This is a genomic window from Nocardioides salarius (assembly GCF_016907435.1).
GTDB classification, from domain to species: domain Bacteria; phylum Actinomycetota; class Actinomycetes; order Propionibacteriales; family Nocardioidaceae; genus Nocardioides; species Nocardioides salarius.
In genome coordinates, this window is record NZ_JAFBBZ010000001.1 from 3,709,671 (window position 1) to 3,733,447 (window position 23,777).

The following is a 23,777-nucleotide window of genomic DNA, read 5'->3' on the forward strand; positions in this document are numbered from 1 at the left end:
GGGTCCTCCGGCGACGGTTGCTGGGCAGAGCTGGCGGAGGCGGACGGGAATCGAACCCGCCTGACCGGGATGCCCGGTCACAACGGCTTTGAGGGCCGCGCCCGTCACCAGACGAGGTACGCCTCCGTGCTCAACATAGCCCGGAGTCGTCTCGCCCCCGTCCCACCCCCGGGCCCGCCACGCCCCACCCCCTCGGGTGCTGGCAACCGGGTAGGCGGTGCGGCAGGGTGCAGCCCATGGAGCAGTTCCTCGGGTGGCCGCTGGTGCGGCAGGTCCTCGGTCGAGACAAGCTGGGCCGCGGGGCGGCGGCGATGTCGCAGCGCAGCCGCACCCTGGAGCCGCGCACCGTGCAGGCCGACCGGGTCGTCGACTCGGTCTGCCCGTTCTGCGCCGTGGGCTGCGCCCAGAAGGTCTTCGTCAAGGACGAGAAGGTCGTGCAGATCGAGGGTTCCGCGGCGAGCCCGATCTCGCGGGGGCGGCTGTGCCCCAAGGGCAGCGCCAGCAAGCAGCTGGTCACCTCGTCCAGCCGGGTCACCAAGGTCCGCTACCGCCGCCCGCACGGCACCGAGTGGGAGGACCTCGACCGCGAGACCGCGCTCGACATGATCGCCGACCGCGTCATCGCCACCCGCAAGCAGTTCTGGCAGTGGGAGGACGAGGAGGGGCGGCGCACGCGCCGCACCCTCGGCATCGCCAGCCTCGGAGGGGCAGCCCTCGACAACGAGGAGAACTACCTCATGAAGAAGCTGTACACGGCCATGGGGGCGATACAGATCGAGAACCAGGCCCGTATTTGACACTCCTCCACGGTGCCCGGTCTGGGTACCTCGTTCGGCCGTGGTGGGGCTACCACCAGCTTGCAGGACCTGCAGAACGCTGACTGCATCCTCATCGAGGGCTCCAACATGGCGGAGGCCCACCCGGTGGGCTTCCAGTGGGTGATGGAGGCCAAGCGCCGGGGCGCGACGGTCATCCACGTCGACCCCCGGTTCACGCGCACCTCGGCGGTCTCCGACCTGCACGTCCCGATCCGCGCGGGCAGCGACATCGCCTTCCTGGGCGGGCTGGTCAACCACGTGCTGAGCAACGACCTCGACTTCCGTGAGTACGTCGTGGCCTACACCAACGCCGCCAACGTCATCGACGCCGACTACCAGGGCCCCGACGACCTCGACGGGCTGTTCTCCGGCTTCGACCCCGAGACCGGGCAGTACGACCCGATCTCGTGGCGCTACGAGCCGCCCGAGGAGATGAACGAGGAGGAGCGCCAGCGCGACCGCGAGCTGCGCGAGGAGGCCGACGCGGCCGCGACCGGTGACGACGCCAAGCGCTCGCACCAGGCTGCCCGCTCCGAGAGCCACGGCTCGGGAGGAGCGCCGGTCAACTGGAAGGGGCTGCGTGACGAGACGCTGCAGCACCCGCGCTGCGTCTTCCAGATCCTCAAGCGGCACTTCGCGCGCTACACCCCCGAGATGGTCGAGCAGGCCTGCGGCATCCGGCCCGAGCAGCTGCGCCAGGTGGCCGAGGCCCTGACCACCAACAGCGGTCGCGAGCGCACCACCGCGTTCGCGTACGCCGTGGGCTGGACCCACCACAGCACCGGCGCCCAGATGATCCGGACCGCCTCGATCCTGCAGCTGCTGCTGGGCAACATCGGGCGTCCGGGCGGCGGGATCCTGGCGCTGCGCGGGCACGCCAGCATCCAGGGCTCCACCGACATCCCGACGCTGTTCAACATCCTGCCGGGCTACCTGCCGATGCCGCTGGCCGACCACCACCAGAGCCTCGACGAGTGGGTGCGTGCCGACGAGGGCAAGGCGGGCTTCTGGGGCAACATCCGCTCCTACGCCGTCAGCCTGCTCAAGTCCTACTGGGGCGACGCGGCCACGCCCGAGAACGACTTCTGCTTCGACTACCTGCCGCGCCTGACCGGCGACCACTCGACGTACAGCACGGTCAAGGGGCAGATCGAGGGCAGGGTCAAGGGCTACTTCCTGGTGGGGGAGAACCCCGCCGTGGGCTCGGCCAACGGCAAGATGCAGCGCCTGGGGATGGCCAACCTCGACTGGCTGGTCGTGCGCGACCTGCAGATGATCGAGTCCGCGGACTTCTGGAAGAACGGCCCCGAGATCGAGACCGGCGAGCTGGTCACCGAGGAGATCGGCACCGAGGTCTTCTTCCTGCCCGCGGCCAACCACGTCGAGAAGGCCGGCTCGTTCACCCAGACCCAGCGGATGCTGCAGTGGCGCGACCAGGCGGTCCAGCCGCCGGGCGACTGCCAGAGCGAGCTGGAGTTCTACGTCGACCTCGGCAACCGGATCCGCGAGAAGCTCGCCGGCTCCACCGACGAGATGGACCGTCCACTGCTCGACCTGGCCTGGGACTACCCGGTCGACGAGCACGGCGAGCCCGACGCCGAGGCGGTGCTGCGGGAGATCAACGGCACCGGGCCCGACGGGGCACCGCTCTCGTCCTACACCGAGCTGAAGGCCGACGGGTCGACCTCCTGCGGCTGCTGGATCTACTGCGGCGTCTTCGCCGACGGGGTCAACCAGGCCCGGCGGCGCAAGCCGCACTGGGAGCAGGACCAGGTGGCCTCCGAGTGGGGCTGGGTGTGGCCCGCCAACCGGCGCATCCTCTACAACCGGGCCTCGGCCGCCCCCGACGGCACCCCCTGGAGCGAGCGCAAGCGCTACGTGTGGTGGGACGCCGGGCAGGGTCGCTGGACCGGCTCCGACGTGCCCGACTTCGTCGTGGACCGGGCGCCCGACCACGTGCCGGAGGACGGCGCGAAGGGTCCCGACGCCATCGGCGGCCAGGACCCGTTCGTGATGCAGACCGACGGCAAGGGCTGGCTCTTCGCCCCGGTCGGGGTCGCCGACGGTCCGCTGCCGGCGCACTACGAGCCGCCCGAGTCGCCGGTGCACAACCCGGTCTACGCCCAGCAGAACAACCCCGGGCGCAAGCAGCTCTCGACCCCGTCGAACCCGATCAACCCGAGCTTCTCGGAGGTGTTCCCCTACGTGTTCACCACCTACCGGCTCACCGAGCACCACACGACGGGGGCGATGAGCCGGACCCTGCCCTACCTCACCGAGCTGCAGCCCGAGCCGTTCTGCGAGGTCTCCCCGCGCCTGGCCGCCGAGCGCGGCCTCGAGCACGGCCAGTGGGTGACCATCGTGACCGCCCGCACCGCCATCGAGGCACGGGTGCTGGTGACCGAGCGGCTGCGCTCGCTGCGGCTGGGTGAGCAGTGGGTCGAGCAGGTCGGCCTGCCCTACCACTGGGGCGTCAACGGCATCTCGAAGGGCGACTCGCCCAACGACCTGGTCAACGTGACGATGGACCCCAACGTCTCGATCCAGGACAAGGTCGGCACCTGCGACATCCGCCCCGGCCGCCGCCCGCGCGGCGCCGACCTGACGGCGTACGTCGACGACTACCGCAGGCGCGCCGGCGTCGACCTGGACCACCCCACCGACGGAGGCACCGACACGTGAGCAGGCTCAGCGAGTTCCTGTCCCCCGAGTCCCTGTGGGGACGCCTCGACGACCCCAGCGAGAACGCGGGCTACGAGGAGCACCCGCCCCGCAAGGGCTTCTTCACCGACACCTCGGTGTGCATCGGCTGCAAGGCCTGCGAGGTGGCGTGCAAGGAGTGGAACCAGGTGCCCGACGACGGCTACCTGCTGACCGGGATGTCCTACGACAACACCCAGCAGCTCGGCGCCAGCACCTGGCGCCACGTCGCCTTCATCGAGCAGCCGGTGGGAGCGCCCTCGACGGGGGCGCCGCCCACCGACCTGGGGATGCCGGGCAGCAAGCCACCCGGCTGGGAGCGCGAGGTGACGCTGGGCGAGGACCTCGTCGACGGCGACCCGCAGGGCGCGGCCTCCGGCGACAGCGGGGTGCGGTGGCTGATGTCGTCCGACGTGTGCAAGCACTGCACGCACGCCGCCTGCCTCGACGTCTGCCCGACCGGCTCGCTGTTCCGCACCGAGTTCGGCACCGTGGTGGTGCAGGAGGACATCTGCAACGGCTGCGGCTACTGCGTGCCGGCCTGCCCCTACGGCGTCATCGACCAGCGCAAGCCCGACGGGCGCGCCTTCAAGTGCACGCTGTGCTACGACCGGCTCAAGGAGGGCCAGACGCCCGCCTGCGCACAGGCCTGCCCGACCGAGTCGATCCAGTTCGGCGACCTCGACGAGCTGCGCGAGCGCGCGGACGCCCGGGTCGAGCAGCTGCACGACCAGGGCGTCGACGTGGCCCGGCTCTACGGCGCCGACCCCGACGACGGGGTGGGCGGCGACGGGGCGTTCTTCCTGCTGCTCGACGAGCCGGAGGTCTACGGCCTGCCGCCCGACCCGGTGGTGACCACGCGCGACCTGGGCTCGATGTGGCGCCACGTCGGGGCCGGTGCGCTGGCCCTGGCCGGTCTCGGCGCCGCGTCCTTCCTGGGGAGGCGCCGATGAAGCGTGGCGAGCAGTCGATGGTGCCGGAGCCGGAGTTCCAGTCCTACTACGGGCGCCCGATCCTCAAGGAACCGACCTGGAAGACCCCCGACGTCCCGATCTACCTGTGGATCGGTGGCATCGCCGGCGGCTCGTCGCTGCTGGCCGAGGGAGCGGCGCTCAGCGGACGCCCGGGCCTCGAGCGGGTCACCCGGCTGACCGCGGCCACCGGCGCCGCGATCGGCACCGTCGCGCTGGTGCACGACCTGGGCCGCCCCGAGCGGTTCCTCAACATGCTGCGGGTCTTCAAGCCGACCTCGCCCCTGTCGGTCGGCTCCTACATCCTCGCGCCGTTCAGCACCCTCGCCGGCGCCGCCGCGGCCTCGAACGTGACCGGGGTGGCGCCCCGCCTGGGCCGCCTGGCCGGGGCCGGGGCCGCCGTGTTCGGCCCGCCCCTGGCCACCTACACCGCCGCGCTGTTCTCCAACACCGCGATCCCGGTCTGGCACGAGGCGCACCGCGAGCTGCCGTTCGTCTTCGGCAGCTCCGCGGCCGCCGCGGCGGGCGGCACCGCCATGATGCTGGCTCCCGCGGCCGAGAGCGGCCCCGCGGTGCGGATGGCGGGTGTCGGCGCGGTCGCCGAGCTCGGCATCGGCCGCGTGATGGAGCAGCGGCTCGGCATGCTCGCCGAGCCCTACGAGAAGGGACTGGCCGGCAAGCTGACCAAGCTCTCGCGCGCCCTGACCGTCACCGGGCTGGGGCTGAGCGCGCTCGGGCAGCGTCGTCCGTGGCTGCGCCGGGTGGCCGGGGCGTCGTACTCCGCCGGCTCGCTGGCGCTGCGCTTCGCGGTCTTCGAGGCCGGCAAGGAGTCCGCGCGCGACCCCAAGTACGTCGTGGTGCCGCAGCGAGAGCGCATTCGCGCCCGAGAGGAGGAGGCGCGTCGCCAGGGATCGGGCACTGTGTGCGTGTGACCGGTGAGACGACTCCGCAAGACACCCTCCGACTGACCCAGCACGCCTCCGGGGGCGGCTGCGCCTGCAAGGTGCCGCCCGGCGAGCTCGAACGCGTGCTGGCCGGGCTGCCGGTGGCCGCCGGCGCCGACCTGCTGGTCGGGCTCGAGCACGGTGACGACGGAGCGGTGGTGCGCCTCGACGCCGACCGCGCCGTGGTGCTGACCACCGACTTCTTCACCCCGGTCGTCGACGACCCCTACGACTGGGGGCGGATCGCGGCCGCCAACGCGCTCTCCGACGTCTACGCGATGGGCGGGGAGCCGCTGGTCGCGGTCAACCTGCTGGCCTGGCCGCGCGACCGGATCCCCTTCGAGGTGGCCGCCGAGGTGCTGCGCGGGGGAGCGGCGACCTGTGCCGAGGCCGGTTGCCTGCTCGCCGGCGGGCACAGCATCGACGACCCGGAGCCCAAGTACGGCCTGGCCGTGACCGGCACCGCCGACCCGTCCCGGCTGCTGCGCAACGACGCCGCGGCGCCCGGCACCCCGCTGACGCTGACCAAGCCGCTGGGCCTCGGGGTGCTCAACAACCGCCACAAGGCGACCGGCGAGGTCTTCGAGGAGGCGGTCGCGGTGATGACCGCGCTCAACCGCGACGCCTCGCGCGCCGCGCTGGTCGCGGGCCACACCGCCGCCACCGACGTCACCGGCTTCGGGCTGCTGGGCCACCTCTACAAGATGTGCCGGGCCAGCGGGGTGGACGCGGTGGTCGACGCCGCGGCCGTGCCCTACCTCGAGCCGGCGCGGGCGTCGTACGCCGCCGGGTTCGTGCCGGGCGGCAGCCGCCGCAACCTCGACTGGGTGCGCCCCCACCTCGATGCCGGGGTCGACGAGGACGAGCTGGTGCTGCTGGCCGACGCGCAGACCTCCGGGGGCCTGCTGGTCGCCGGTGAGCTGCCCGGCCACCCGGTGGTGGGCGAGGTCGTGGCCCGTGCCGGGGAGGGCACCCGCATCACCGTGCGCTGACATCTGGTTGAATAGCCTCAATGGATGTTGAGGCGAATGGGGAGGCGCTCGCGGTGCGGGTGGCCCGGCACGCGGCGCTGGCCGACGAGGCGCGGCTGCGCGTCGTCGACCTGCTGAGCCTGGGCGACGCCTCGCCCGGGGAGCTGCGGGCGGCGCTCGGGCTGAGCTCGAACCTGCTGGCCCACCACCTCGGGGTGCTCGAGCGCGCCGGGCTCGTGCGCCGCCACCCCTCGCAGGCCGACCGGCGGCGCAGCTACGTGACCCTGCTGCCCGGCGCCCTCGACGCGCTCCTGGTCACCGGCTCGGACGCCCAGGAGGCCCTGGCCGCGCGGCGGGTGGTCTTCGTGTGCACCGCCAACTCCGCGCGCTCCCAGCTGGCGGCGGCGCTGTGGAACAGCGCGGCGACGGTGCCGGGCGTCTCGGCGGGCACCCACCCCGCCGACCAGGTCGCCCCCGGTGCCCGAGCGGTCGCCCAGCGCCGCGGCCTGCACCTGGCCGGCTCCCCGGTGCGGCTCGCCGACGTCGCCGCCGACGGCGACCTGCTGGTCACCGTCTGCGACCGGGCCCACGAGGAGCTCGCCGGCCGCGAGCCCCTGGGCCCGCACTGGTCGGTGCCCGACCCGGTGCCCGTTGGCACCGACGACGCCTTCGACGACGCCGCCACCGAGATCGAGCGCCGCGTCGCCCTGCTGGCCACCCGGATGAGCCCCCGGACGAGCCCCCAGCAAGGCCCGGAGCCCCACCACCCCGAGGAGAACGCATGACCAGCACCACCGACCACTCCGGCCACGCCGACGTCCCGCAGGTCGTCTTCGCCTGCGTGCGCAACGGCGGCCGCTCCGTGATCAGCCGGGTGCTGACCGAGCACTACGCGCAGGGCCGGGTCAGCGCGCTCTCGGCCGGCACCCAGCCCGGCGAGCACATCCACCCCGAGGTCGCCGACGCCCTCGAGCGGCTCGGCCTCGACACCTCGCAGGAGGTGCCGACCCGGCTCACCCGCGAGACCATCGCCGCCAGCACCATGGCCATCACGCTGGGCTGCGGCGAGGAGTGCCCCTACGTGCCCGGCGTGCGGTACGTCGACTGGCCGGTCGCCGACCCGGGCGGGCAGGACCCCGAGACCGTGCGCGCGATCGTGGCCGACCTCGACGAGCGGGTCCGCGGGCTGCTCGTCGAGCTGGTGCCCGACCTCGACCTGGGGCCCTCAGTCCTCGCCTGAGCCGGCGGACCGGTCGACCAGGGCCTCGACCGCGGCCACGGACTCCCGCGCGGGGCGACCCGCGCCGACCAGCGTCGCCGACGCCGGCCCGCACCAGTCGCCGTACCCCAGCAGCAGCACGCGGGGCTCCCCGGCCGCCTGCACCGGCATCGTGCCGCCCGCCGGCGCCTCGGTGAGCAGGTGACCGTCGGCGGAGGCCAGGCCCAGGGAGCGCATGTGACCCAGCGCCGGCCGGAAGCCGGTGGCCCACACCACCGCGTCGAGCGGCTCCTCGTGCCCGTCGGGCCAGCGCGCGCCGGGGCGGGTCAGCCGCTCGACCATCGGCACCGCACGCAGCCCGCCCCGGTCGCGCGCCTCGCGGACCGCGGGCACGGCGACGATGTCGCCGAGCGAGGCCACGCTCCGGGCCGGCCGGCCGGCGGCCCGGTCGCGCACCGCCTGGGTGGCGGTCTCGAAGAGCACCCGCCCGTCGACGTGGTCGGGCAGGTAGCGCGGCGGGCGCAGCGCCGCCCAGTGCAGCCGCTCGACGCTCGGCAGCAGGTCGGCGGCGACCTGGGCCGCGGAGTTCGCGCCACCGACGACCAGCACGCGCTGCCCGGCGTACGCCGTGGGGCCGCGGTAGCCGGCGGTGTGCACCTGGGTGCCCTCGAACTCGTCGGCGCCGGGCACGGCCGGCACGAAGGGCCGCGACTGCGTGCCGGTGGCGCTGATCACCGAGCGGGCCGACCAGTCGCCGTGGTCGGTGCGCACCCGCAGCCGCTCGCCGTGGTCGCGGCGCACCTCGTGGACCCGCACCGGGCGGCGCACGTCGAGGCCGTAGCGCTGCTCGTAGTCGCGCAGGTAGGCGACCACGTGGGAGGCGGGCGGGTTGTCCTCGCCGCTCCAGCGCGGCATCGGCCAGCCGGGCAGCGAGCTGTAGGCGGCGGGGGAGAAGAGCCGCAGGCTCGGCCACGTCTCGGGCCAGGAGCCACCCGGCCGGTCGTGCGCGTCGAGGACCACCCACGACAGCGCGCGGTCGCCGCGCCGGCGCCGCTCGCGGTCGGCCCGCTGCAGGTAGAACCCGGCCGCCAGCCCGGCCTGCCCGGCCCCGATGACGCACACGTCGACCTGGGGGTCGGTGCCCCGGCGCTCGCTCACCCGCCCGACCCTAGACAGCGCCGTCGTCCTTTCGGTCATTTCCCCTGGCCCTCCCGGACATCGTTGGCCCCCGGGGGCTGCGCGCGCGGCTCGGCGTCAGTAGCCTCCGGCTCAGACACGTGACGACGAGGTGGTGGCAGTGGTGGTGCGCAGGCGCAGGGTGGTGACCCGGCGCGACCGCGACGTGCGCCTGGGCTACGCCGGCCTGCTGGTCGGCGCGGGCTCCTTCGTCGCGGCGCTGGTGGTGACCACGACCCTGGTCGACGTGCTGCCCGACCTGGGCGCCGAGAAGCCGGTGCTGGCCGCCCAGCAGCGGGTCCTGACGGGCGCGCAGCTGCGGCCCGAGGCCCCCGGCCCCCTGTCCCGGCGCCCGGCCCCCGAGGCCACCGACCGGGCCGAGGGCCAGCCCGCGGCGCCCGTGGCCCAGCCCGGGGCCACGCCGGCCGAGCCCGTCACCCAGTCCGTCGCCCAGCCCGTCGCCCAGCCGGCGCCCTCGGCATCCGGACCTCGCGGCCCGCAGGGTCCCGCGCCCAGCCCGCCCAGCACCCCGCCCAGCACCCCGCCCGGCAACCCCGGCACCCCGCCGGGCGGCGGAGGCGAGGGGCCGGTCTCCTCGCTGCTCGACCCCGTGGCCGCCGCGGTCACCCAGAGCCTCGACGAGCTCACCGGCGGGCTGTCGCAGCCGGCCGGCGCCACCGTGGTCCGGGTGGTCGACACCCTGGGCGAGGTCGCCGACCGCCCCTTCGGGGACCAGGTCGAGCAGCTCGACCAGTTCAAGCAGGTCAAGCAGCTCGACCAGTTCAAGCAGGTCGAGCAGGTCCGCGGCTCAGCGGCGGAAGGCCTTGGCCACGACGCGGAACGGCTTCTCGTCGTGCCTGGCCACGCCCGAGCACGAGTAGGGCTTGTCCTCGTGGCAGTCGAAGCTCGTCGAGGTGTTGACGAACGAGACGGTGACCGACTCCACCGTGGAGGCCGAGAACGGCACCGAGGTGCTGGCCCGGCCGTCGTCGTCGAAGCTGAGGATCCGCTGCGTGCCGGCTCCCTTCGTGGTGGTCACGGTCACCGCGGCCATCGGCCGTGAGGCCGAGCCCGGCCCGTCCAGCACCAGCCGCAGGCGCCACCTGCGCCCCTTGAGGGCCGCGGCGGGGCTCAGGTCGACGTGCTTGGCGGCCATGTGGTCGACCGCGGTGCGCCGGGTCGCGGTGGGCGAGTCCTTGGTCAGCCGCGCGCTGGCCGCCCGGGTGGGGCTGGGCCAGTGCCGGCCCTCGGCGTACGACGCGCGGGTGTCGAGGTTGGCGGCGACGAAGCGGGTGTACTCGCGGCTGAAGCCGCCCTTCGACCGCAGCACCCTGGTCAGGGCCTTGGTCGAGTAGTCGCGCCCGGCGCCGCGGAACTGTCCCGCCTGCTTCCACACCTTCGCCACGAGGGCGTTGCCGTGGCGCTGGCTCAGGTGCTCCCACCACGCCCAGTTGCCGTAGTGGCGCCCGAAGGTGGTGCTGAAGACGTCGAGGGGCGCGTCGGGCACCCGCACCTGGCCCACGGGCAGGTACTGCCGGTTGTCGTTCACGTCGTCGGCGAAGCGCTCCTCGACCCACGTCGCGGTCGACTCCATCAGCCAGCGGTCCTCGCGGTAGTCGTAGTTGAACTGGATCGCGTGGAAGAACTCGTGGGCGGCGGTGACGCGCAGCGTGTCCTTGGGCTTGCGGCCGTACTCGGAGCGGGCGAAGTCGTCGTCGAGCACGCAGTAGCCGTTGGCCAGGCGCTTGTTGCCCTTGACGAGGTACTCGGGGGAGCAGTAGCCGTAGAGGCGCTGGCCGCTGAGCTCCTTGAGGTAGACGTCGAACTTGCCGTTGCCGCCGTTCTCCCGCTTCGGCAGGGAGCGGTCGCTGACCGGGGTGCGGTAGCCGAGCCGGCCGGTCTCGAAGTCCCACACCCGCTCCATCACCGCGAGCGTGGTGCGCACCCACGCCTGGCTGGAGGGCTTGTCGGCGCCCTTGGTCACGTAGTGGACGCACACGTGGTCGCCGCAGATCCGCTTCGAGCGGCTGGCGTAGCCCTGGCCGACCGGGTCGGCGTCGCCGTCGGTGGGCCGGGCCAGCAGCGCCTCGCCCAGGTCGCGCTCGTCGTCGGCGAGACGGGGCAGCGCGACCTGCAGGTCGCGCAGCGCCAGGGTCGCCTCGCGGGCCTCGCCGACGGCCTGTCCCGGGCCGCGCCCCTGCGCGGAGCCGGCCAGGCCGAGCGCCTCGCGGGCGGCGGCGAGCGCCTGCTGCGGGTCGTCGCCCGGGTCGCCCGTCTCACCCGGGCCGGCGGGGAGGGCCGGGACGTCGGAGAGGTCGGGCCCGGGGGTGGAGGCGCCGGCCGTGCTCGTGAGCAGGGCGGCGGCGATGGCGACGGCGAGCGCCGCCGCGGTCGTGCGGCGGCGGGGCGGGGCGGCGGGTCTGCGGCGCATCGTGGTCCTAGCGTCGGGGGCCTGCGTCTGGGGCCCGCGGGAGGTCTGGACCACCTTGCACCGCCCCGGCGCCCACGGCCGGCCGGACGCGCCGGTCAGCCGGTCGCGGAGATCTTCTCGATCAGCGCGGTCGTCGAGATGGCGGGGGTGCGCGGCAGGTAGACGACGTCGCAGATGTCGCGGAACTCGTCGAAGCGGCCCTCCCAGTCGTCGCCCATCACCAGCACGTCGGCGCCGTGCTCGAGGATGTAGTCGCGCTTGAGCTCGAGGCTCTCCTCCAGGAAGACGGCGTGCACCGGCTTGAGCGCGGCCACGATCGCCATCCGCTCGCCCTCGCTGAAGACAGGCTCGCGACCCTTCTTGCGCATGTTCAGCTCGTCGGCGGAGACGCCCACCACGAGCCGGTCGCCGAGGGCCGCGGCGCGCTCGATGACGCGCAGGTGCCCGACGTGGAAGACGTCGAAGGTCCCGAAGGTGATCACGGTGCGGGCCGTGGATGAGGGTGCCGACATGCCGCGAAGTCTCGCACCAGACACCCGTGCGCGAGAATCTGGCCTTGATGAGCACCCAGACCGCGGCCCCGGCCCCTCGCACCGACACCACGCAGGACGACGTACGCCGTCGCGCGCTGCGCCGCATGCGCAGCGTGGCGCTGGGGCTGCTGCTCCTGGCGGCCGTCGTCTACGCCCTGACCCGTGGCGCCGACGGCTTCTGGGGGTTCGTCAACGCCGGCGCCGAGGCGTCGATGGTGGGCGCGATCGCCGACTGGTTCGCGGTGACTGCGCTGTTCCGGCACCCCCTGGGCATCCCGATCCCGCACACGGCGCTGATCCCGCGCCGCAAGGACGACCTGGGCCGCGGCCTGCAGGAGTTCGTCGGCGAGAACTTCCTGCAGGAGGACGTCGTGCGCGAGCGCGTCGGCGCCGCCCAGGTCGCGGCCCGGGTCGGCGCCTGGCTCTCCAAGCCCGAGCACTCGCGGCGGGTGGTCGACGAGGTGGCCGAGGTGGTCGCCACCGGGTTGGCCAAGGTGCGCGACGAGCACGTGCGCAGCCTGGTCGAGGACGCGCTGGTGCCGCGCTTCCGCGAGGAGCCGATCTCGCCGCTGCTGGGCAACCTGCTGGCCGAGGCGATGCGCGACGACCTGCACCACGGGGTGATCGACCTGGTGCTCGACGAGCTGCACGGGTGGCTGGTCGACAACCCCGACACCGTCGCCGAGGTGCTGGGGGAGCGGGCGCCGTGGTGGGCCCCGCAGAGCGTCAACGAGCGGGTCACCTCGCGCATCCACCTCGAGCTGGTGCGCTGGGTCTCCGACATCCGCGACGACCCGCGCCACCGCGCCCGGGCCGCGCTCGACTCGATGCTGCGCCAGCTCTCGCACGACCTGCTGGAGGACCCCGGCACCCGCGAGCGGGCCGAGGCGCTCAAGGACCGCCTGCTCGACCAGCCGCAGGTGATCGCGACCGCCATCGCGCTGTGGGACGCCCTGCGCCGGGCCCTGACCGAGTCGCTCGGCGACCCCCGCGGAGCGGTGCGCGAGCGGCTGCAGACCGAGGTCGACCGGTTCGCCCACCGCCTGGTCACCGAGCCCGACCTGCGCGCCGGCCTCGACGCCGGCGCCGCCGACGCCGCCGTCTTCGTCGTCGAGCGCTACGGCCAGGAGGTCACTGCCGTCATCACCCACACCATCGAGCGCTGGGACGGCCGCGAGGCCGCCGAGCGCATCGAGCTGCACGTGGGCCGCGACCTGCAGTTCATCCGGATCAACGGCACCATCGTCGGCGGGCTGGTCGGCGTGCTGATCCACACCCTCGACGTGCTGCTGCCCTGACCCGAGCCGGCGCGAGTTCCTCGCGAGCCGGCGCGAGTTCCTGCCGAGCGTGACATGCGGGTACGTCGCTAGGGTCGCCTCGTGATCGGCCGTCCTGAGATCGTCTGCATCTGCGGATCGGCGAGGTTCATGACCCAGATGCGCGAGGCGAACCGCGAGCTCACCTTCGCCGGAGTCATCGTGGTGGCCCCCAGCGAGGCGGACGAGTCGCCGACGTCGGAGCAGAAGGCCGTCCTCGACGCCCTCCACCTGCGCAAGATCGACCTCGCCGACCGCGTGCTCGTCGTCAATCCCGGCGGGTACGTCGGTGAGTCGACGCGACGGGAGATCGACTACGCCCGAGCCGCGGGCAAGCCGGTCAGCTTCACCGAACCCGGCTGACGAGGTGGGGCGCGGGCGTGGGGGAGGGCTGCCACTGGCGGGCGGTGCATCAGCAACCGTTCCGACTGTGGGTTCGGTTGCCAACGCACCGATGGGCTCGACCCGGCCAGGCCAGCGGTGGGCCAGCAACCGGGTGCGGGCGACGAGTGGTTGCCAGGTCACCGCTGACCCCTTGCGACCGCTCTCCGACGGCCGGGTGCTGCTCGCGGAGCTGCCGTTGAGCCGACGGGCCTCCGAGGTGGGGTAGCGGGTCGAGGAGTGTGGGCGGCGCGGCCAGGAAGGGCGTGGGCGGCCCTGACGGCTCCGAACTGGTCCTTTCGAACCCTTGCGCTCGAACACCTGTTCGAGTAAAGTGTAGTCATGGCAGTCGCTCCCGCACCCGGTCTCGACCCGGCCGACCTCTCCGAGGTCGAGCTGGTCGAGGCGCTGCGCGCGGCCGAGGAGGAGAAGTGCCGGCTCGACGCGCTGCAGGTCGAGCTGACGGCGCGACTCGACGAGGTCGTACGCCGCCGCCACGCCGCCGCCGGTGTGCGCGCGGAGAAGCAGGGCGCCGGTGTGGCCTCGCAGGTCGCCCTGGCCCGGCGCGAGTCGCCGAACCGGGGCGCCCGCCACCTCGGGCTGGCGAAGATCCTGGTGGCCGAGCTGCCGCACACCCTGGCCGCGATGCGGGCCGGGTGGTGCACCGAGTGGCGCGCCACCCTCGTCGCGCGTGAGACCGCCTGCCTGTCCCTGGCGGACCGCCGCCGGGTCGACGCGGAGCTGATGGCCGACCCCGCCACCACCGACGGCTGGGGCGACCAGCGGTTGGTCGCCGCGGCGCGGGCCCGGGCCTACGAGCTCGACCCGCACGCCGCCCTGAAGCGCTCGCGCAAGGCCGAGGGCGAGCGGCACGTCTCGCTGCGGCCCGCCCCCGACACGATGACCTGGTTGACCGCGCTGCTCCCGGTCGCCCAGGGAGTCTCGGTCTACGCCGCGCTGACCCGGACCGCCGACCAGGCCCGTGCCGCTGGTGACGAGCGCGGCCGCGGCCAGGTGATGGCCGACGCCCTCGTCGCCTCCCTGACCACCCCGGCCGCCACCAGCTCAGAGTCCGCCGAGCCGGCGCCAGTTCCTGGCCCGGCCCCCGCGTCGGTGCCGGTGGCGGTCAACCTGACCGTCTCGGACGCGACCCTGTTCGGCGGCGGTCACGCCCCGGGCTGGATCGCCGGGTACGGCCCGGTGCCGGCCGGGTACGCACGCGACCTGGTCGCCACCGCCCTCGAGCAGGCACAGGCAACGCTGCGGCGGCTCTACACCACCAGCACCGGTGCCCTGGTCGCGATGGACTCCCGCTCCCGCACCTTCCCCGCCGCGCTGGGACTGTTCATCGACCTGCGCGACCGGTCGTGCCGCACCCCGTGGTGCGACGCCCCCATCCGCCACCATGACCACGTCGTCCCCGACCACGCCGGCGGCCCCACCGGCGCCCCCAACGGGCAGGGCCTGTGCGAGGCCTGCAACCAGGCCAAGGAAGCACCCGGCTTCACCGCCACCGTCCACGACGGCCTCGTGACCACGACGACCCCCACCGGCCACCAGGTCCGCTCCAGGGCACCCGCCCTGCCACCCGGCGACCCACCGCCCCAGCCACCCCAGCAACCCCGGCAATCCCAGGGGCTGGGCCCCGTGGTCCACCTCTACCGCCACCACCTCCAGGTCGTCCTCGCCGACGACTTCCAGGCGGCCTGAGGCGCGCGCCGTCGCGCGAGTGGTTGACTGGGGGAGTGCCTGAACCAGTGGAGCCCTTCGACGTCCCCGTCCGCGAGGAGTCCGTCATCCGGCTGGGCCAGTTCCTCAAGCTGGCCAACCTGATCGAGTCGGGCTCGCAGGCCAAGGAGGTCGTCGCCTCCGGCGAGGTGCTGGTCAACGGCGAGGTCGAGACCCGCCGCGGTCGCCAGCTCACGATGGGTGACGTGGTGCGGATCGGACCGCAGGCGGCGCGCGTCGCCGACGAGGCGACGTACGACGACGGGCTGCCCTGGTAGCGGCCGGGACTCAGCCCCCCACCAGTGCCTCCGGGCCCAGGTCGCGGTGGCTGGCGTAGCCGGCGTTGCCCAGCGTCAGGTCGAGCTCGGCCAGCAGGCAGCGCAGCACGTGCTCGACACCAGGTTGCCCGCCCAGGGCCAGGCCGTAGAGGTAGGGCCGGCCCAGCAGCACCGCCTCGGCGCCCAGCGCCAGGGCCTTGAACACGTCGGGGCCCGAGCGCACGCCCGAGTCGAAGAGCACGCACAGGTCGTCCCCGACGGCCTCGGCGATGCCGGGCAGCACGTCGAGCGAGGCCACCGCACCGTCGACCTGGCGGCCGCCGTGGTTGGAGACCACGATGCCCTCGACGCCGTGGTCGCGGGCCAGCCGCGCGTCGTCGACGTGCTGGACGCCCTTGAGCACGATCGGGCCGGGCCAGCGCTCGCGCAGCCACGGCAGCTGGTCCCAGCTCAGGCCGGGGTTGGGGAAGACGCCGGCGAACGCGATGCCGGCGCCGACCGGGTCCTCGTCGGCCGGCTTCTCGAGGCGGGCGTTGAAGACCGGGTCGGTGGTGTAGGAGGCGATGCCCTGGTTGGCCAGGAACGGCAGGTAGCCGCGGTCGAGGTCCTGGGGGCGCCAGCCCAGCATCGTGGTGTCGAGGGTGACGACGAGGTGGGTGTAGCCGGAGGCCTGGGCCCGCGCCAGGAAGCTCTCGCAGAGCTCGGGGTCGGAGGGCCAGTAGAGCTGGTACCACCGGGCGCCGTCGCCGGAGGCCTCGGCGACCTGCTCGATCGAGTGGTCGGCCTGCGTGGACTGCACGAACGGCAGCCCCATCGCGGTCGCCGCGCGGGCGCTGGCCAGCTCGCCGTCGGGGTGGGCGAGGGTCTGCACCCCCACCGGCCCCAGCAGCACCGGGGCGGCCATCGCGGTGCCGAGCACCTCGGTGGACAGCTCGCGTGTGGCGTGGTCGCGCAGCATCCGCGGCACGATCCGCCAGCGCTCGAAGGCGGCGACGTTGGCGCGCGCCGTCGAGCCCCCGCCCGCGCTCGGCACGATGTAGCCGAGCGGGGCGGGGTCGAGCACCTGGGCCGCAGCGGTCTCCAGCGATGCCAGGTCGGTGGTGATCGCCGGCGTGGTGCCGCCGATCATCCCGTCGACGTAGATCGAGATCTGGTGGTCTCCGAAGTGGCCCATGTGCTCGAGGGGTGCTCAGCCGGTGCTCAGGAGACGCCGAGCAGGTCGACGACGAAGATCAGCGTCTCGCCGGGCTTGATGACCCCGCCGGCGCCGCGGTCGCCGTAGCCCAGGTGCGGCGGGATCACGAGCTTGCGGCGGCCGCCGACCTTCATGCCCTGCACGCCCTGGTCCCAGCCGCTGATGACCTGGCCGATGCCGAGGCGGAACTGCAGCGGGGTGCCGCGGTTGTACGACGCGTCGAACTCCTCGCCGGTGGAGTGGGCCACGCCCACGTAGTGCACCGACACGGTCTGGCCGGAGGAGGCCTCGGCGCCGTCGCCGACGGTGACGTCGGTGACCACGAGGTCGGCGGGCGGGTCGAAGTCGGGGAAGTCGATCTCAGGCTTGTCCATGGGTCAGACCCTAGTGCCCGGCGGGTAGGGTCTGCCGCGACCGGTGGGGTGCCGGCGCAGTGAAGGAGGGCACGTGCCGGACGAAGCGTCAGCCGCCGACAGGGCAGGCAAGCGCCACTCGATGCCGTTGTGGCAGGAGTCGCTGCTGCTGATGGGGCTGGCGGTCGTGCTCGCGCTGGTGGTCAAGACCTTCCTGGTGCAGGCCTTCTACATCCCCTCGGGGTCGATGGAGCCCGGCCTGGAGGTCAACGACCGCATCCTGGTGCAGAAGGTCTCCTACTGGACCGGTGAGCCGCAGCGCGGCGACGTCGTCGTCTTCGAGGACCCCGGCAGCTGGTTGAGCCCCGCCGAGTCGGCCGGTCCCACCGGTGCCGTGGCCAGCACGCTGAGCCGGATCGGGCTCTACCCCGCCGGCGGCCACCTGGTGAAGCGCGTCATCGGCGTCGCCGGCGACACCATCACCTGCTGCGACGACCAGGGCCGGCTGCTGGTCAACGGGGAGCCGCTCGACTCCAGCGTCTTCACCCGCAACGACCGCGACTGCGACGGCCCGATGATCGCCTCGTGCGAGTGGTCGGCCGGCCCGGTGCCGGAGGGCTCGGTCTTCGTGATGGGCGACCACCGCGACGACTCCGCCGACTCCAGCTTCCACCTGCGCTGCGACGTCTCCGAGGAGCGCGACCGCCGCCGGGAGGAGGGGGCCGAGGCCGACGCCGACGCCGAGGCAGGCAGCTGCGACGCCACCGACGCCTACGTGGCCACCGACCTCGTGGTCGGCAAGGTGTTCGCCCGGGTCTGGCCCGCCAGCAGGTTCTCGCTGCTCGACAAGCCCGACGCCTTCGACGCGCTCGACTGACGGCGCACCTGCGCCTCGGCCACGAGCAGCACCAGCAGTCCCGCCGTCGTCACCAGGGCGCCGGCCCACAGCGGTGAGGCGTAGCCGAGACCAGCGGTGATGGTGACCCCGCCGATCCAGGCCCCGAAGCCGTTGCCGACGTTGAAGGCGGCGATGTTGGCGGCGGAGGCCATGGTCGGTGCGTCGCCGGCGTGCTGCATCACGCGCATCTGCAGGGCCGGCACGGTCGCGAACCCCAGCGCCCCCATCAGCACCAGCGCAACGAGGGTGAGCGGCTTCGAGGAGGCGCCCACCGAGAAGACCGCCATCACGACCACGAGCAGGCTCATCGCCACCACCAGGGTGCGCGCGACCGAGCGGTCGGCGGCCCTGCCCCCCACGGTGTTGCCGACCACGAGGCCGGCTCCGAAGAGGACCAGCAGCCAGGGCACGGCGCCGCTCGAGAAGCCGCTGACCCCGGTGAGGGTGTAGGCGATGTAGGTGAAGGCGCCGAACATGCCGCCGTAGCCGAGGACGGTCACCCCCAGCGAGAGCCAGACCTGGCGGCTGCGGAACGCGCCGAGCTCGTGGCGCAGCGGCAACGCGGGCTCCTCGTCGGGGGAGGTCGCGGGCACCAGCGAGGCGATCGCCACCATCGCCACGACGCCGATGACGGTGATGGCCCAGAAGGTCGAGCGCCAGCCCAGCTGCTGGCCCAGCAGGGTGCCGAGGGGCACTCCCAGGACGTTGGCGGCGGTGAGGCCGGCGAACATGGTGGCGATCGCGGCGGCCTTGCGCTCGGGGGCCACGAGGCCCGCCGCCACCACCGACCCGATGCCGAAGAACGCGCCGTGGCACAGCGCGGCCACGACCCGCCCCGCCAGCATCACGTCGTACGTCGGCGCGACGGCGCAGATCAGGTTGCCGGCCACGAAGAGGACCATGAGTCCCAGCAGCACCTGCTTGCGGGGCCACCGGGAGACGGCGGCGGTGACCAGGATCGCGCCCACGGCGACGCTGAGGGCGTAGCCGGAGATCAGCCACCCGGCGGTGGCCTCGTCGACGGCGAGGTCGGTGGCGACCTCGGGCAGCAGCCCGGCGATCACGAACTCGGTGAGCCCGATGCCGAAGCCGCCGGCGGCGAGGGCGAGGAGAGCGAGTGGCACGTCCACTCCTTTCATTGGTGCACTCATCAATAAAGCGCGTGTGCAACTAAACTAGTTGCACACGCGGGCAATAGCCAAACGCTGGTAGTCTGGGCGCATGGGCATCCAGGACGACGCCGTCGAGGTCCGCGCCAGCGGCTGGCGCAGGTTGGCCGCGCTGCACGCGGTCATCGAGTCGGCCCTCGAGCGCGAGCTGTCGACCCGCACCGGGCTCTCGGTGGTCGAGTACACCGTCCTCGACGCCCTCTCGCGCCAGGACGGCTGGCACATGCGGATGGCACAGCTGGCCCGCGCGGCGGCACTCTCGCCGAGCGCGGCCACCCGCCTGGTCAACCGGTTGGAGGGCCGGGGTCTGCTCACGCGCATCCTGTGCCAGGACGACCGGCGCGGCATCTACACCGAGCTGACCGCCGAGGGACGGGCTGTGCTGGCCGACGCCAGGCCGGTGCACGACGCGGCGCTCGTCGACGCGCTGGGCGAGGCCGCCGCGACACCCGAGCTGTCCGGTCTGCTCGAGAGCCTGCCCGACCTGTCGCCGGCCCGCGCCTGAGGTCAGAGCGCGACGGCGACCGCCCCCACGGCGGCCACCACGGCACCGGCCAGGCGGACCCGGTCGGCCAGCAGCAGGCGGCGTACGAGCGCGGGGGTGGGGCCGTCACGGCCCAGCCGTCCGTGCGTGGGTGCGGCCGACACGGCGGTCGCACCGATCGCCACCGTCACCCCCACCAGGGCCGTCCACCCCGCGGCCCCCGGACCGTCGGCGACCAGCCACGCCCCGCTCAGCACGAGCGCGGGGTAGAGCACCGCGACGAGCGGTGTGATGCGGCGGCTGTGCGACTCGTGCGCCCGGGCCCACGACGGCTCGTCGGCCAGCCCGGCCAGCGCCGGGTAGACCAGCACGGTGACCGTGGCCTGGAAGCCCAGGTGTGCGCTCGCCACCAGGGCCAGCACCACCTCGGGCGCGCTCGCCGCGCTCAACGGGAACGCCTCACCGGGCGCCGACCAGCCGTCGCGCCGCAGCGGCGGCGCGGTGGCCGCTGACCAGCGCACCCTGCAGCGAGGCCGTGTCGCGGTGGTCGCCGCAGACCACCAGCGAGGGGCCGAGCACCTGCTCCTGGCGGTGCGCCAGAGGAACGGGCTGCGCGGGCAGGGCGTCGCGCACCTCGTGGCGCGCCACCGTCTCCCAGCCCGACCCGCCGGCCCCCAGCAGCTCGGCGGCGTGGCGCCGCATCGTCGTCTCGTCGGGTGCCGGCCCATCCTGGCGCCACAGGGCCGAGGCCTGCACCAGGTGCCGGCCCGCCGGGGCGTACGACGGCGCCGCGGCCGAGACCACGGCGGTGTTGACCAGCGGGCCGCTCGGACGGCTGCGGGCGTCGACGTGCAGCAGGCCCGGCCCGGGCTCGACCAGGCCGGGCGGCAGCGTCCACCAGTGGGTGACCACGCCGCGGGTGCGAGGGGTCGGCAACGCGGCCTCGCCGACGAGGAGGGAGGCGGCCGGCCCCGAGGTGGCCACCACCACGACCCGGGCCCGCAGCGGCCCGTCGTCGGTCTCCAGCCTCGCCCCGTCGTCGTCGTGGTGCAGGGAGTGGACGCCCCTGCCCAGCCGCAGCCGCGCACCGAGCCCGCGGGCCAGCTGGTCGGGCAGCGCCTGCATGCCCTCGCGCGGCAGCGAGGGCGTGCCGTCGAGGAAGGCGCGGGTCAGCAGCAGCGCGAAGTGGTCGGAGGTCTCGCCGCTGTCGTCGAGCACCACCCCGGCCAGGAACGCGTCGAGCACCCGGCGCAGGTCGCCGCGCACCCCGTGGGCGTCGAGGGCGGCGTGCAGCGACCGGTCGGCCCGGGTGGCGGCGGCCCGCCGCACCAGCCCGCGGTGGTCGCGGGTCAGCAGCGGGCGGCCCCACCGGGCCGCGGCCGGAGCGCCGTGCAGCAGCGGCAGCGCACCGCGCAGCGTCGCCGGCAGCAGCCGTGGCTCGCGGCGGGGGTCGGCGACCCGCACTGTGCCGCGGTCGAGACGCGCGGCGACCCCCGCGGGCAGCGGTTGCAGGCCCAGCGCCGTGGTGTCGACCCAGCGCCGCACCGCGGGGTAGGCGGGGTTGAGCAGCTGGAAGCCACGGTCGACGGTGAACCCGTCGACCCGCTCGGAGCGCACCCGGCCGCCGACCGCCTCCGCGGCCTCGAGCACCGCCACGTCGAGACCCGCCCCGACGAGCTCGCGGGCGCACTGCAGGCCGGCCAGCCCGGCGCCCACGACCGCGACGTCGACGGCGCCGACGGCCGGACCGCTCACGCGTGCGAGCGCGGCGCGCGGTCGACGTAGGCGACGACCCGGTTGAACAGGGTGGTCACCGAGCGCAGGTCGGCCATGCCCGGGCCGGGCTCGTCGGCGAGGTGGTAGAGCGTGGCCGCGGCCCCGGGCGCGCCGGCGTCGGCGGCCACACGGGCGCACACGCGCGCCGCGTCGCGCACCGCGCGCGGCTCGACCGTCCAGGCCGACTCGAAGACCTTGTCGCGGTTGGCGACGTCGTCCTGGCCGGGCACCTCCCAGGCCGTCAGCGCGATGGGCAGGTCGACGCTGTCGACGACCACCGCCCACTCCCGCCGCATCGGCGCGTCGGCCGCCAGCGGCACCCGCACCGGGCGGCGCGTGTCGCTGGTGGAGCGGTCGGACACGTCGTCGAAGTCCGCGAAGACGTACGTCGAGGCGGCCACCCGCGCCAGCTCGTCCCAGCGCTGCTCGGCGCGCTCGAAGTTGCGCTGCACCTGGAACAGCCCGAAGAGGTGGGCGCGGTCGGCGCGGGCGGCGAACTCGTCCTCGATCGCCCACGACAGCGCCAGCAGCGTCGACTTGGTCAGCCGGTGGGTGTCGAGCTGCGGGTGCCGTCGGCGCAGCTCGGCCCACACCGAGGGGGTGCGCGGCTCGGCCTCGGCCTGCAGCGCGCGCACCGCCTGCTCGATGGCCACGTCGAGGCGGGTGCCGGCGTCGCGGCTCTCGAGCACGCGGCGCACGGCGTCGACGTCGGTCCCGAGGTAGCGCCGGTGCCCGCTCTCGAGACGCTGCGGCACCGGGAAGCCGTGGCGCTGCTCCCACATGCGCAGCGTGGCGGGGGAGACGCCGGTCTGGTCGGCGAGGTCGCCGATCGACAGGCGGGCGTCGTGGGCGGCGGTCGGCTGCGTCATGGCGTGAGCCTAATACTCAACAGGCTGTTGAGGAAACTGTGGAGGTCAGGTGGTGAAGAACCGCTTGCGTGCCCACAGCGACACGTAGACCAGCGCCACCAGCACCGGCACCTCGATCAGGGGTCCCACGACGCCCGCCAGGGCCTGGCCCGACGTCACGCCGAAGACGCCGATCGCCACTGCGATGGCCAGCTCGAAGTTGTTGCCGGCCGCGGTGAAGGCGAGGGTGGTGGTGCGCTCGTAGGTCATCCCCAGCGCCATCGCGAAGGCGAAGGAGCCCGCCCACATCAGGGCGAAGTAGGCCAGCAGCGGCAGCGCGATGCGGGCCACGTCGAGCGGCTGGCTGGTGATCGTGTCGCCCTGGAGGGCGAAGAGCACCACGATGGTGAAGAGCAGGCCGTAGAGCGCCCACGGGCCGATGACCGGCAGCAGCCGGGCCTCGTACCACTCGCGGCCCTTGGCCCGCTCGCCCAGCGTGCGGGTCAGGAAGCCGGCCAGCAGGGGGATGCCGAGGAAGATCAGCACCGAGACCGCGATCGACCAGACCGAGACGTCGAGGCCCCCGTCGGCACCGCCGACGCCCTCGTCGCCGAGGCCCAGCCAGCCGGGCAGCACGTCGAGGTAGAACCAGCCCAGGCCCGCGAAGGCGACGATCTGGAAGACCGAGTTGATGGCCACCAGGATCGCCGCGGCCTCGCGGTCGCCGCAGGCCAGGTCGTTCCAGATCAGCACCATCGCGATGCAGCGCGCGAGGCCGACGATGATCAGGCCGGTGCGGTACTCCGGGAGGTCGGGGAGCAGCAGCCAGGCCAGCGCGAACATCAGCGCCGGCCCGACGAGCCAGTTGAGCACGATCGAGGCCACCAGCAGGCGTCGGTCGGCGGTGACGTGGCCCAGCTCGTCGTAGCGCACCTTGGCCAGCACCGGGTACATCATCACCAGCAGGCCGATCGCGATCGGCAGCGAGACCGAGGCGACCTCGACCCGGGCCAGCGCCTCGTCGAGCCCCGAGACGCTGCGCCCCAGCAGCAGCCCCGCGGCCATGGCCACCAGGATCCACACCGGCAGGAACCGGTCGAGGGTCGAGAGCCGGGCCACGACCGCGGTGTCGGGGGACTGCTGCGTCGTGCTCATGCCGGTGCTCCTGCGGTGGTCGTCGTGGTGGTGCTCGCCGCGCCGGAGAGCGGGTCGGGAACGGCGGCGAAGAGCGTCAGGAACGCCTGCATCGCCTCGGGCCGCACCCGGTAGTAGACCCACACGCCCCGCTTCTCGCGGTGCAGCAGGCCGGCTTCGTGCAGCACCTTGAGGTGGTGGCTGATGGTGGGCTGGGAGAGGTCGAAGGCCGGCTGCAGGTCGCAGACGCACGCCTCGCCGTCCTGGTGCGAGAGCACCAGCGAGAGCAGGCGCAGCCGCACCGGGTCGGCCACGGCCTTGAGCATCGGCGCGATGGCGGCTGCCTGCTCCGCGCTCAGCGGCTCGCGGGCCAGCGGGGTGCAGCCGGCCAGGGGGTCGTCAGGGGCGCATCCGGACATCGACATGCATCAATAGTGACATGCGTCGATGTCTT

The 23,777-nt window shown here is 73.9% G+C and carries 24 protein-coding genes and 1 tRNA gene; 13 read left to right on the top strand and 12 right to left on the bottom strand.

Annotated features, from left to right (window positions below; genetic code table 11):
- Nucleotides 1-31: 31 nt before the first annotated feature.
- Nucleotides 32-126, bottom strand: a tRNA-Sec gene (locus JOE61_RS17795).
- A gap of 110 nt (nt 127-236) precedes the next feature.
- On the opposite strand from JOE61_RS17795, the gene JOE61_RS22775 reads away from it, so the two are divergent.
- From JOE61_RS22775 to JOE61_RS17830, 7 genes are read left to right on the top strand one after another with little or no spacing between them, the layout of a single operon-like run.
- The gene (locus JOE61_RS22775) at nt 237-797 is read left to right on the top strand and encodes a dehydrogenase (RefSeq protein ID WP_193667587.1); all 561 of its coding nucleotides are present in this window, start codon (nt 237-239) and stop codon (nt 795-797) included.
- A gap of 12 nt (nt 798-809) precedes the next feature.
- On the top strand, nt 810-3,500 hold the full coding sequence (fdh, locus tag JOE61_RS17805; protein WP_193667586.1) for a formate dehydrogenase: 2,691 nt from the start codon (nt 810-812) through the stop codon (nt 3,498-3,500).
- On the top strand, nt 3,497-4,471 hold the full coding sequence (locus tag JOE61_RS17810) for a 4Fe-4S dicluster domain-containing protein (protein WP_307823083.1): 975 nt from the start codon (nt 3,497-3,499) through the stop codon (nt 4,469-4,471). Before fdh ends, JOE61_RS17810 begins: the two co-directional genes overlap by 4 nt.
- A complete protein-coding gene (gene nrfD, locus JOE61_RS17815; protein WP_193667585.1) occupies nt 4,468-5,421 on the top strand; it encodes an NrfD/PsrC family molybdoenzyme membrane anchor subunit in 954 nt (317 codons plus the stop codon). Before JOE61_RS17810 ends, nrfD begins: the two co-directional genes overlap by 4 nt.
- On the top strand, nt 5,418-6,425 hold the full coding sequence (gene selD, locus JOE61_RS17820) for a selenide, water dikinase SelD (RefSeq protein ID WP_193667584.1): 1,008 nt from the start codon (nt 5,418-5,420) through the stop codon (nt 6,423-6,425). The genes nrfD and selD overlap by 4 nt, the downstream gene beginning before the upstream one ends.
- 20 nt (nt 6,426-6,445) lie before the next feature.
- Nucleotides 6,446-7,189 carry an arsenate reductase/protein-tyrosine-phosphatase family protein gene (locus JOE61_RS17825; protein ID WP_193667583.1) on the top strand — a complete coding sequence of 248 codons (744 nt, stop codon included), beginning with the start codon at nt 6,446-6,448 and terminating at the stop codon, nt 7,187-7,189.
- Nucleotides 7,186-7,644, top strand: a complete 459-nt coding sequence (locus JOE61_RS17830; protein ID WP_193667582.1) for an arsenate-mycothiol transferase ArsC — start codon at nt 7,186-7,188, stop codon at nt 7,642-7,644. Before JOE61_RS17825 ends, JOE61_RS17830 begins: the two co-directional genes overlap by 4 nt.
- Here the strand turns inward: JOE61_RS17830 and JOE61_RS17835 are convergent.
- The 3 genes from JOE61_RS17835 to JOE61_RS17845 form a co-directional block, all read right to left on the bottom strand.
- Nucleotides 7,630-8,781 (bottom strand): ArsO family NAD(P)H-dependent flavin-containing monooxygenase, encoded by a 1,152-nt coding sequence (locus JOE61_RS17835; protein ID WP_307823084.1) that lies wholly within the window; start codon nt 8,779-8,781, stop codon nt 7,630-7,632. The genes JOE61_RS17830 and JOE61_RS17835 overlap by 15 nt on opposite strands.
- Before the next feature lie 826 nt (nt 8,782-9,607).
- Complete coding sequence (locus tag JOE61_RS17840) at nt 9,608-11,230, bottom strand: MXAN_6640 family putative metalloprotease (RefSeq protein ID WP_193667580.1); 1,623 nt, start codon at nt 11,228-11,230, stop codon at nt 9,608-9,610.
- 95 nt (nt 11,231-11,325) lie between these two features.
- The gene (locus JOE61_RS17845; protein WP_193667579.1) at nt 11,326-11,742 is read right to left on the bottom strand and encodes an FAD synthase family protein; all 417 of its coding nucleotides are present in this window, start codon (nt 11,740-11,742) and stop codon (nt 11,326-11,328) included.
- A gap of 47 nt (nt 11,743-11,789) precedes the next feature.
- Between JOE61_RS17845 and JOE61_RS17850 the strand changes: the two genes are divergently transcribed.
- The 4 genes from JOE61_RS17850 (at nt 11,790) to JOE61_RS17865 (ending at nt 15,466) form a co-directional block, all read left to right on the top strand.
- Entirely contained in the window at nt 11,790-13,061 is a 1,272-nt protein-coding gene (locus tag JOE61_RS17850) for a DUF445 domain-containing protein (RefSeq protein WP_193667578.1), read from the top strand.
- 81 nt (nt 13,062-13,142) lie between these two features.
- Nucleotides 13,143-13,442, top strand: coding sequence for a hypothetical protein (locus JOE61_RS17855; protein ID WP_193667577.1), 300 nt, complete (start codon nt 13,143-13,145; stop codon nt 13,440-13,442).
- A 360-nt stretch (nt 13,443-13,802) separates the two neighbouring features.
- Nucleotides 13,803-15,170 (top strand): HNH endonuclease, encoded by a 1,368-nt coding sequence (locus tag JOE61_RS17860; RefSeq protein ID WP_193667576.1) that lies wholly within the window; start codon nt 13,803-13,805, stop codon nt 15,168-15,170.
- 35 nt (nt 15,171-15,205) lie between these two features.
- Nucleotides 15,206-15,466, top strand: a complete 261-nt coding sequence (locus JOE61_RS17865; RefSeq protein WP_193667575.1) for an RNA-binding S4 domain-containing protein — start codon at nt 15,206-15,208, stop codon at nt 15,464-15,466.
- A 10-nt stretch (nt 15,467-15,476) separates the two neighbouring features.
- On the opposite strand, the gene JOE61_RS17870 is transcribed toward JOE61_RS17865, so the two are convergent.
- Both JOE61_RS17870 and JOE61_RS17875 read right to left on the bottom strand, forming a co-directional pair.
- Nucleotides 15,477-16,640, bottom strand: coding sequence for a lactate 2-monooxygenase (locus JOE61_RS17870; protein WP_193667574.1), 1,164 nt, complete (start codon nt 16,638-16,640; stop codon nt 15,477-15,479).
- A 26-nt stretch (nt 16,641-16,666) separates the two neighbouring features.
- Entirely contained in the window at nt 16,667-17,035 is a 369-nt protein-coding gene (locus JOE61_RS17875) for an FKBP-type peptidyl-prolyl cis-trans isomerase (RefSeq protein ID WP_193667573.1), read from the bottom strand.
- Between the two features lie 73 nt (nt 17,036-17,108).
- On the opposite strand from JOE61_RS17875, the gene lepB reads away from it, so the two are divergent.
- Nucleotides 17,109-17,891, top strand: a complete 783-nt coding sequence (gene lepB, locus JOE61_RS17880; protein ID WP_307823085.1) for a signal peptidase I — start codon at nt 17,109-17,111, stop codon at nt 17,889-17,891.
- On the opposite strand, the gene JOE61_RS17885 is transcribed toward lepB, so the two are convergent.
- Nucleotides 17,786-19,036 (bottom strand): MFS transporter, encoded by a 1,251-nt coding sequence (locus JOE61_RS17885; RefSeq protein WP_193667572.1) that lies wholly within the window; start codon nt 19,034-19,036, stop codon nt 17,786-17,788. The genes lepB and JOE61_RS17885 overlap by 106 nt on opposite strands.
- 97 nt (nt 19,037-19,133) lie before the next feature.
- Here JOE61_RS17885 and JOE61_RS17890 point away from each other — a divergent pair, with 97 nt between their 5' ends.
- Entirely contained in the window at nt 19,134-19,586 is a 453-nt protein-coding gene (locus JOE61_RS17890) for a MarR family winged helix-turn-helix transcriptional regulator (RefSeq protein WP_193667571.1), read from the top strand.
- Between the two features lie 2 nt (nt 19,587-19,588).
- Here JOE61_RS17890 and JOE61_RS17895 read toward each other — a convergent pair whose 3' ends face one another.
- Genes JOE61_RS17895 through JOE61_RS17915 form a run of 5 tightly spaced genes read right to left on the bottom strand, consistent with a single transcriptional unit; the run spans nt 19,589 to nt 23,748 of the window.
- Nucleotides 19,589-20,014 (bottom strand): hypothetical protein, encoded by a 426-nt coding sequence (locus JOE61_RS17895; RefSeq protein ID WP_227491279.1) that lies wholly within the window; start codon nt 20,012-20,014, stop codon nt 19,589-19,591.
- Between the two features lie 10 nt (nt 20,015-20,024).
- A complete protein-coding gene (locus tag JOE61_RS17900; RefSeq protein WP_193667570.1) occupies nt 20,025-21,320 on the bottom strand; it encodes an NAD(P)/FAD-dependent oxidoreductase in 1,296 nt (431 codons plus the stop codon).
- Nucleotides 21,317-22,210 carry a DICT sensory domain-containing protein gene (locus JOE61_RS17905; RefSeq protein ID WP_193667569.1) on the bottom strand — a complete coding sequence of 298 codons (894 nt, stop codon included), beginning with the start codon at nt 22,208-22,210 and terminating at the stop codon, nt 21,317-21,319. The genes JOE61_RS17900 and JOE61_RS17905 overlap by 4 nt, the downstream gene beginning before the upstream one ends.
- 45 nt (nt 22,211-22,255) lie before the next feature.
- Nucleotides 22,256-23,344, bottom strand: coding sequence for an ACR3 family arsenite efflux transporter (gene arsB, locus JOE61_RS17910; protein ID WP_227491278.1), 1,089 nt, complete (start codon nt 23,342-23,344; stop codon nt 22,256-22,258).
- A complete protein-coding gene (locus JOE61_RS17915) occupies nt 23,341-23,748 on the bottom strand; it encodes an ArsR/SmtB family transcription factor (protein ID WP_204797301.1) in 408 nt (135 codons plus the stop codon). Before JOE61_RS17915 ends, arsB begins: the two co-directional genes overlap by 4 nt.
- Nucleotides 23,749-23,777 lie beyond the last annotated feature (29 nt).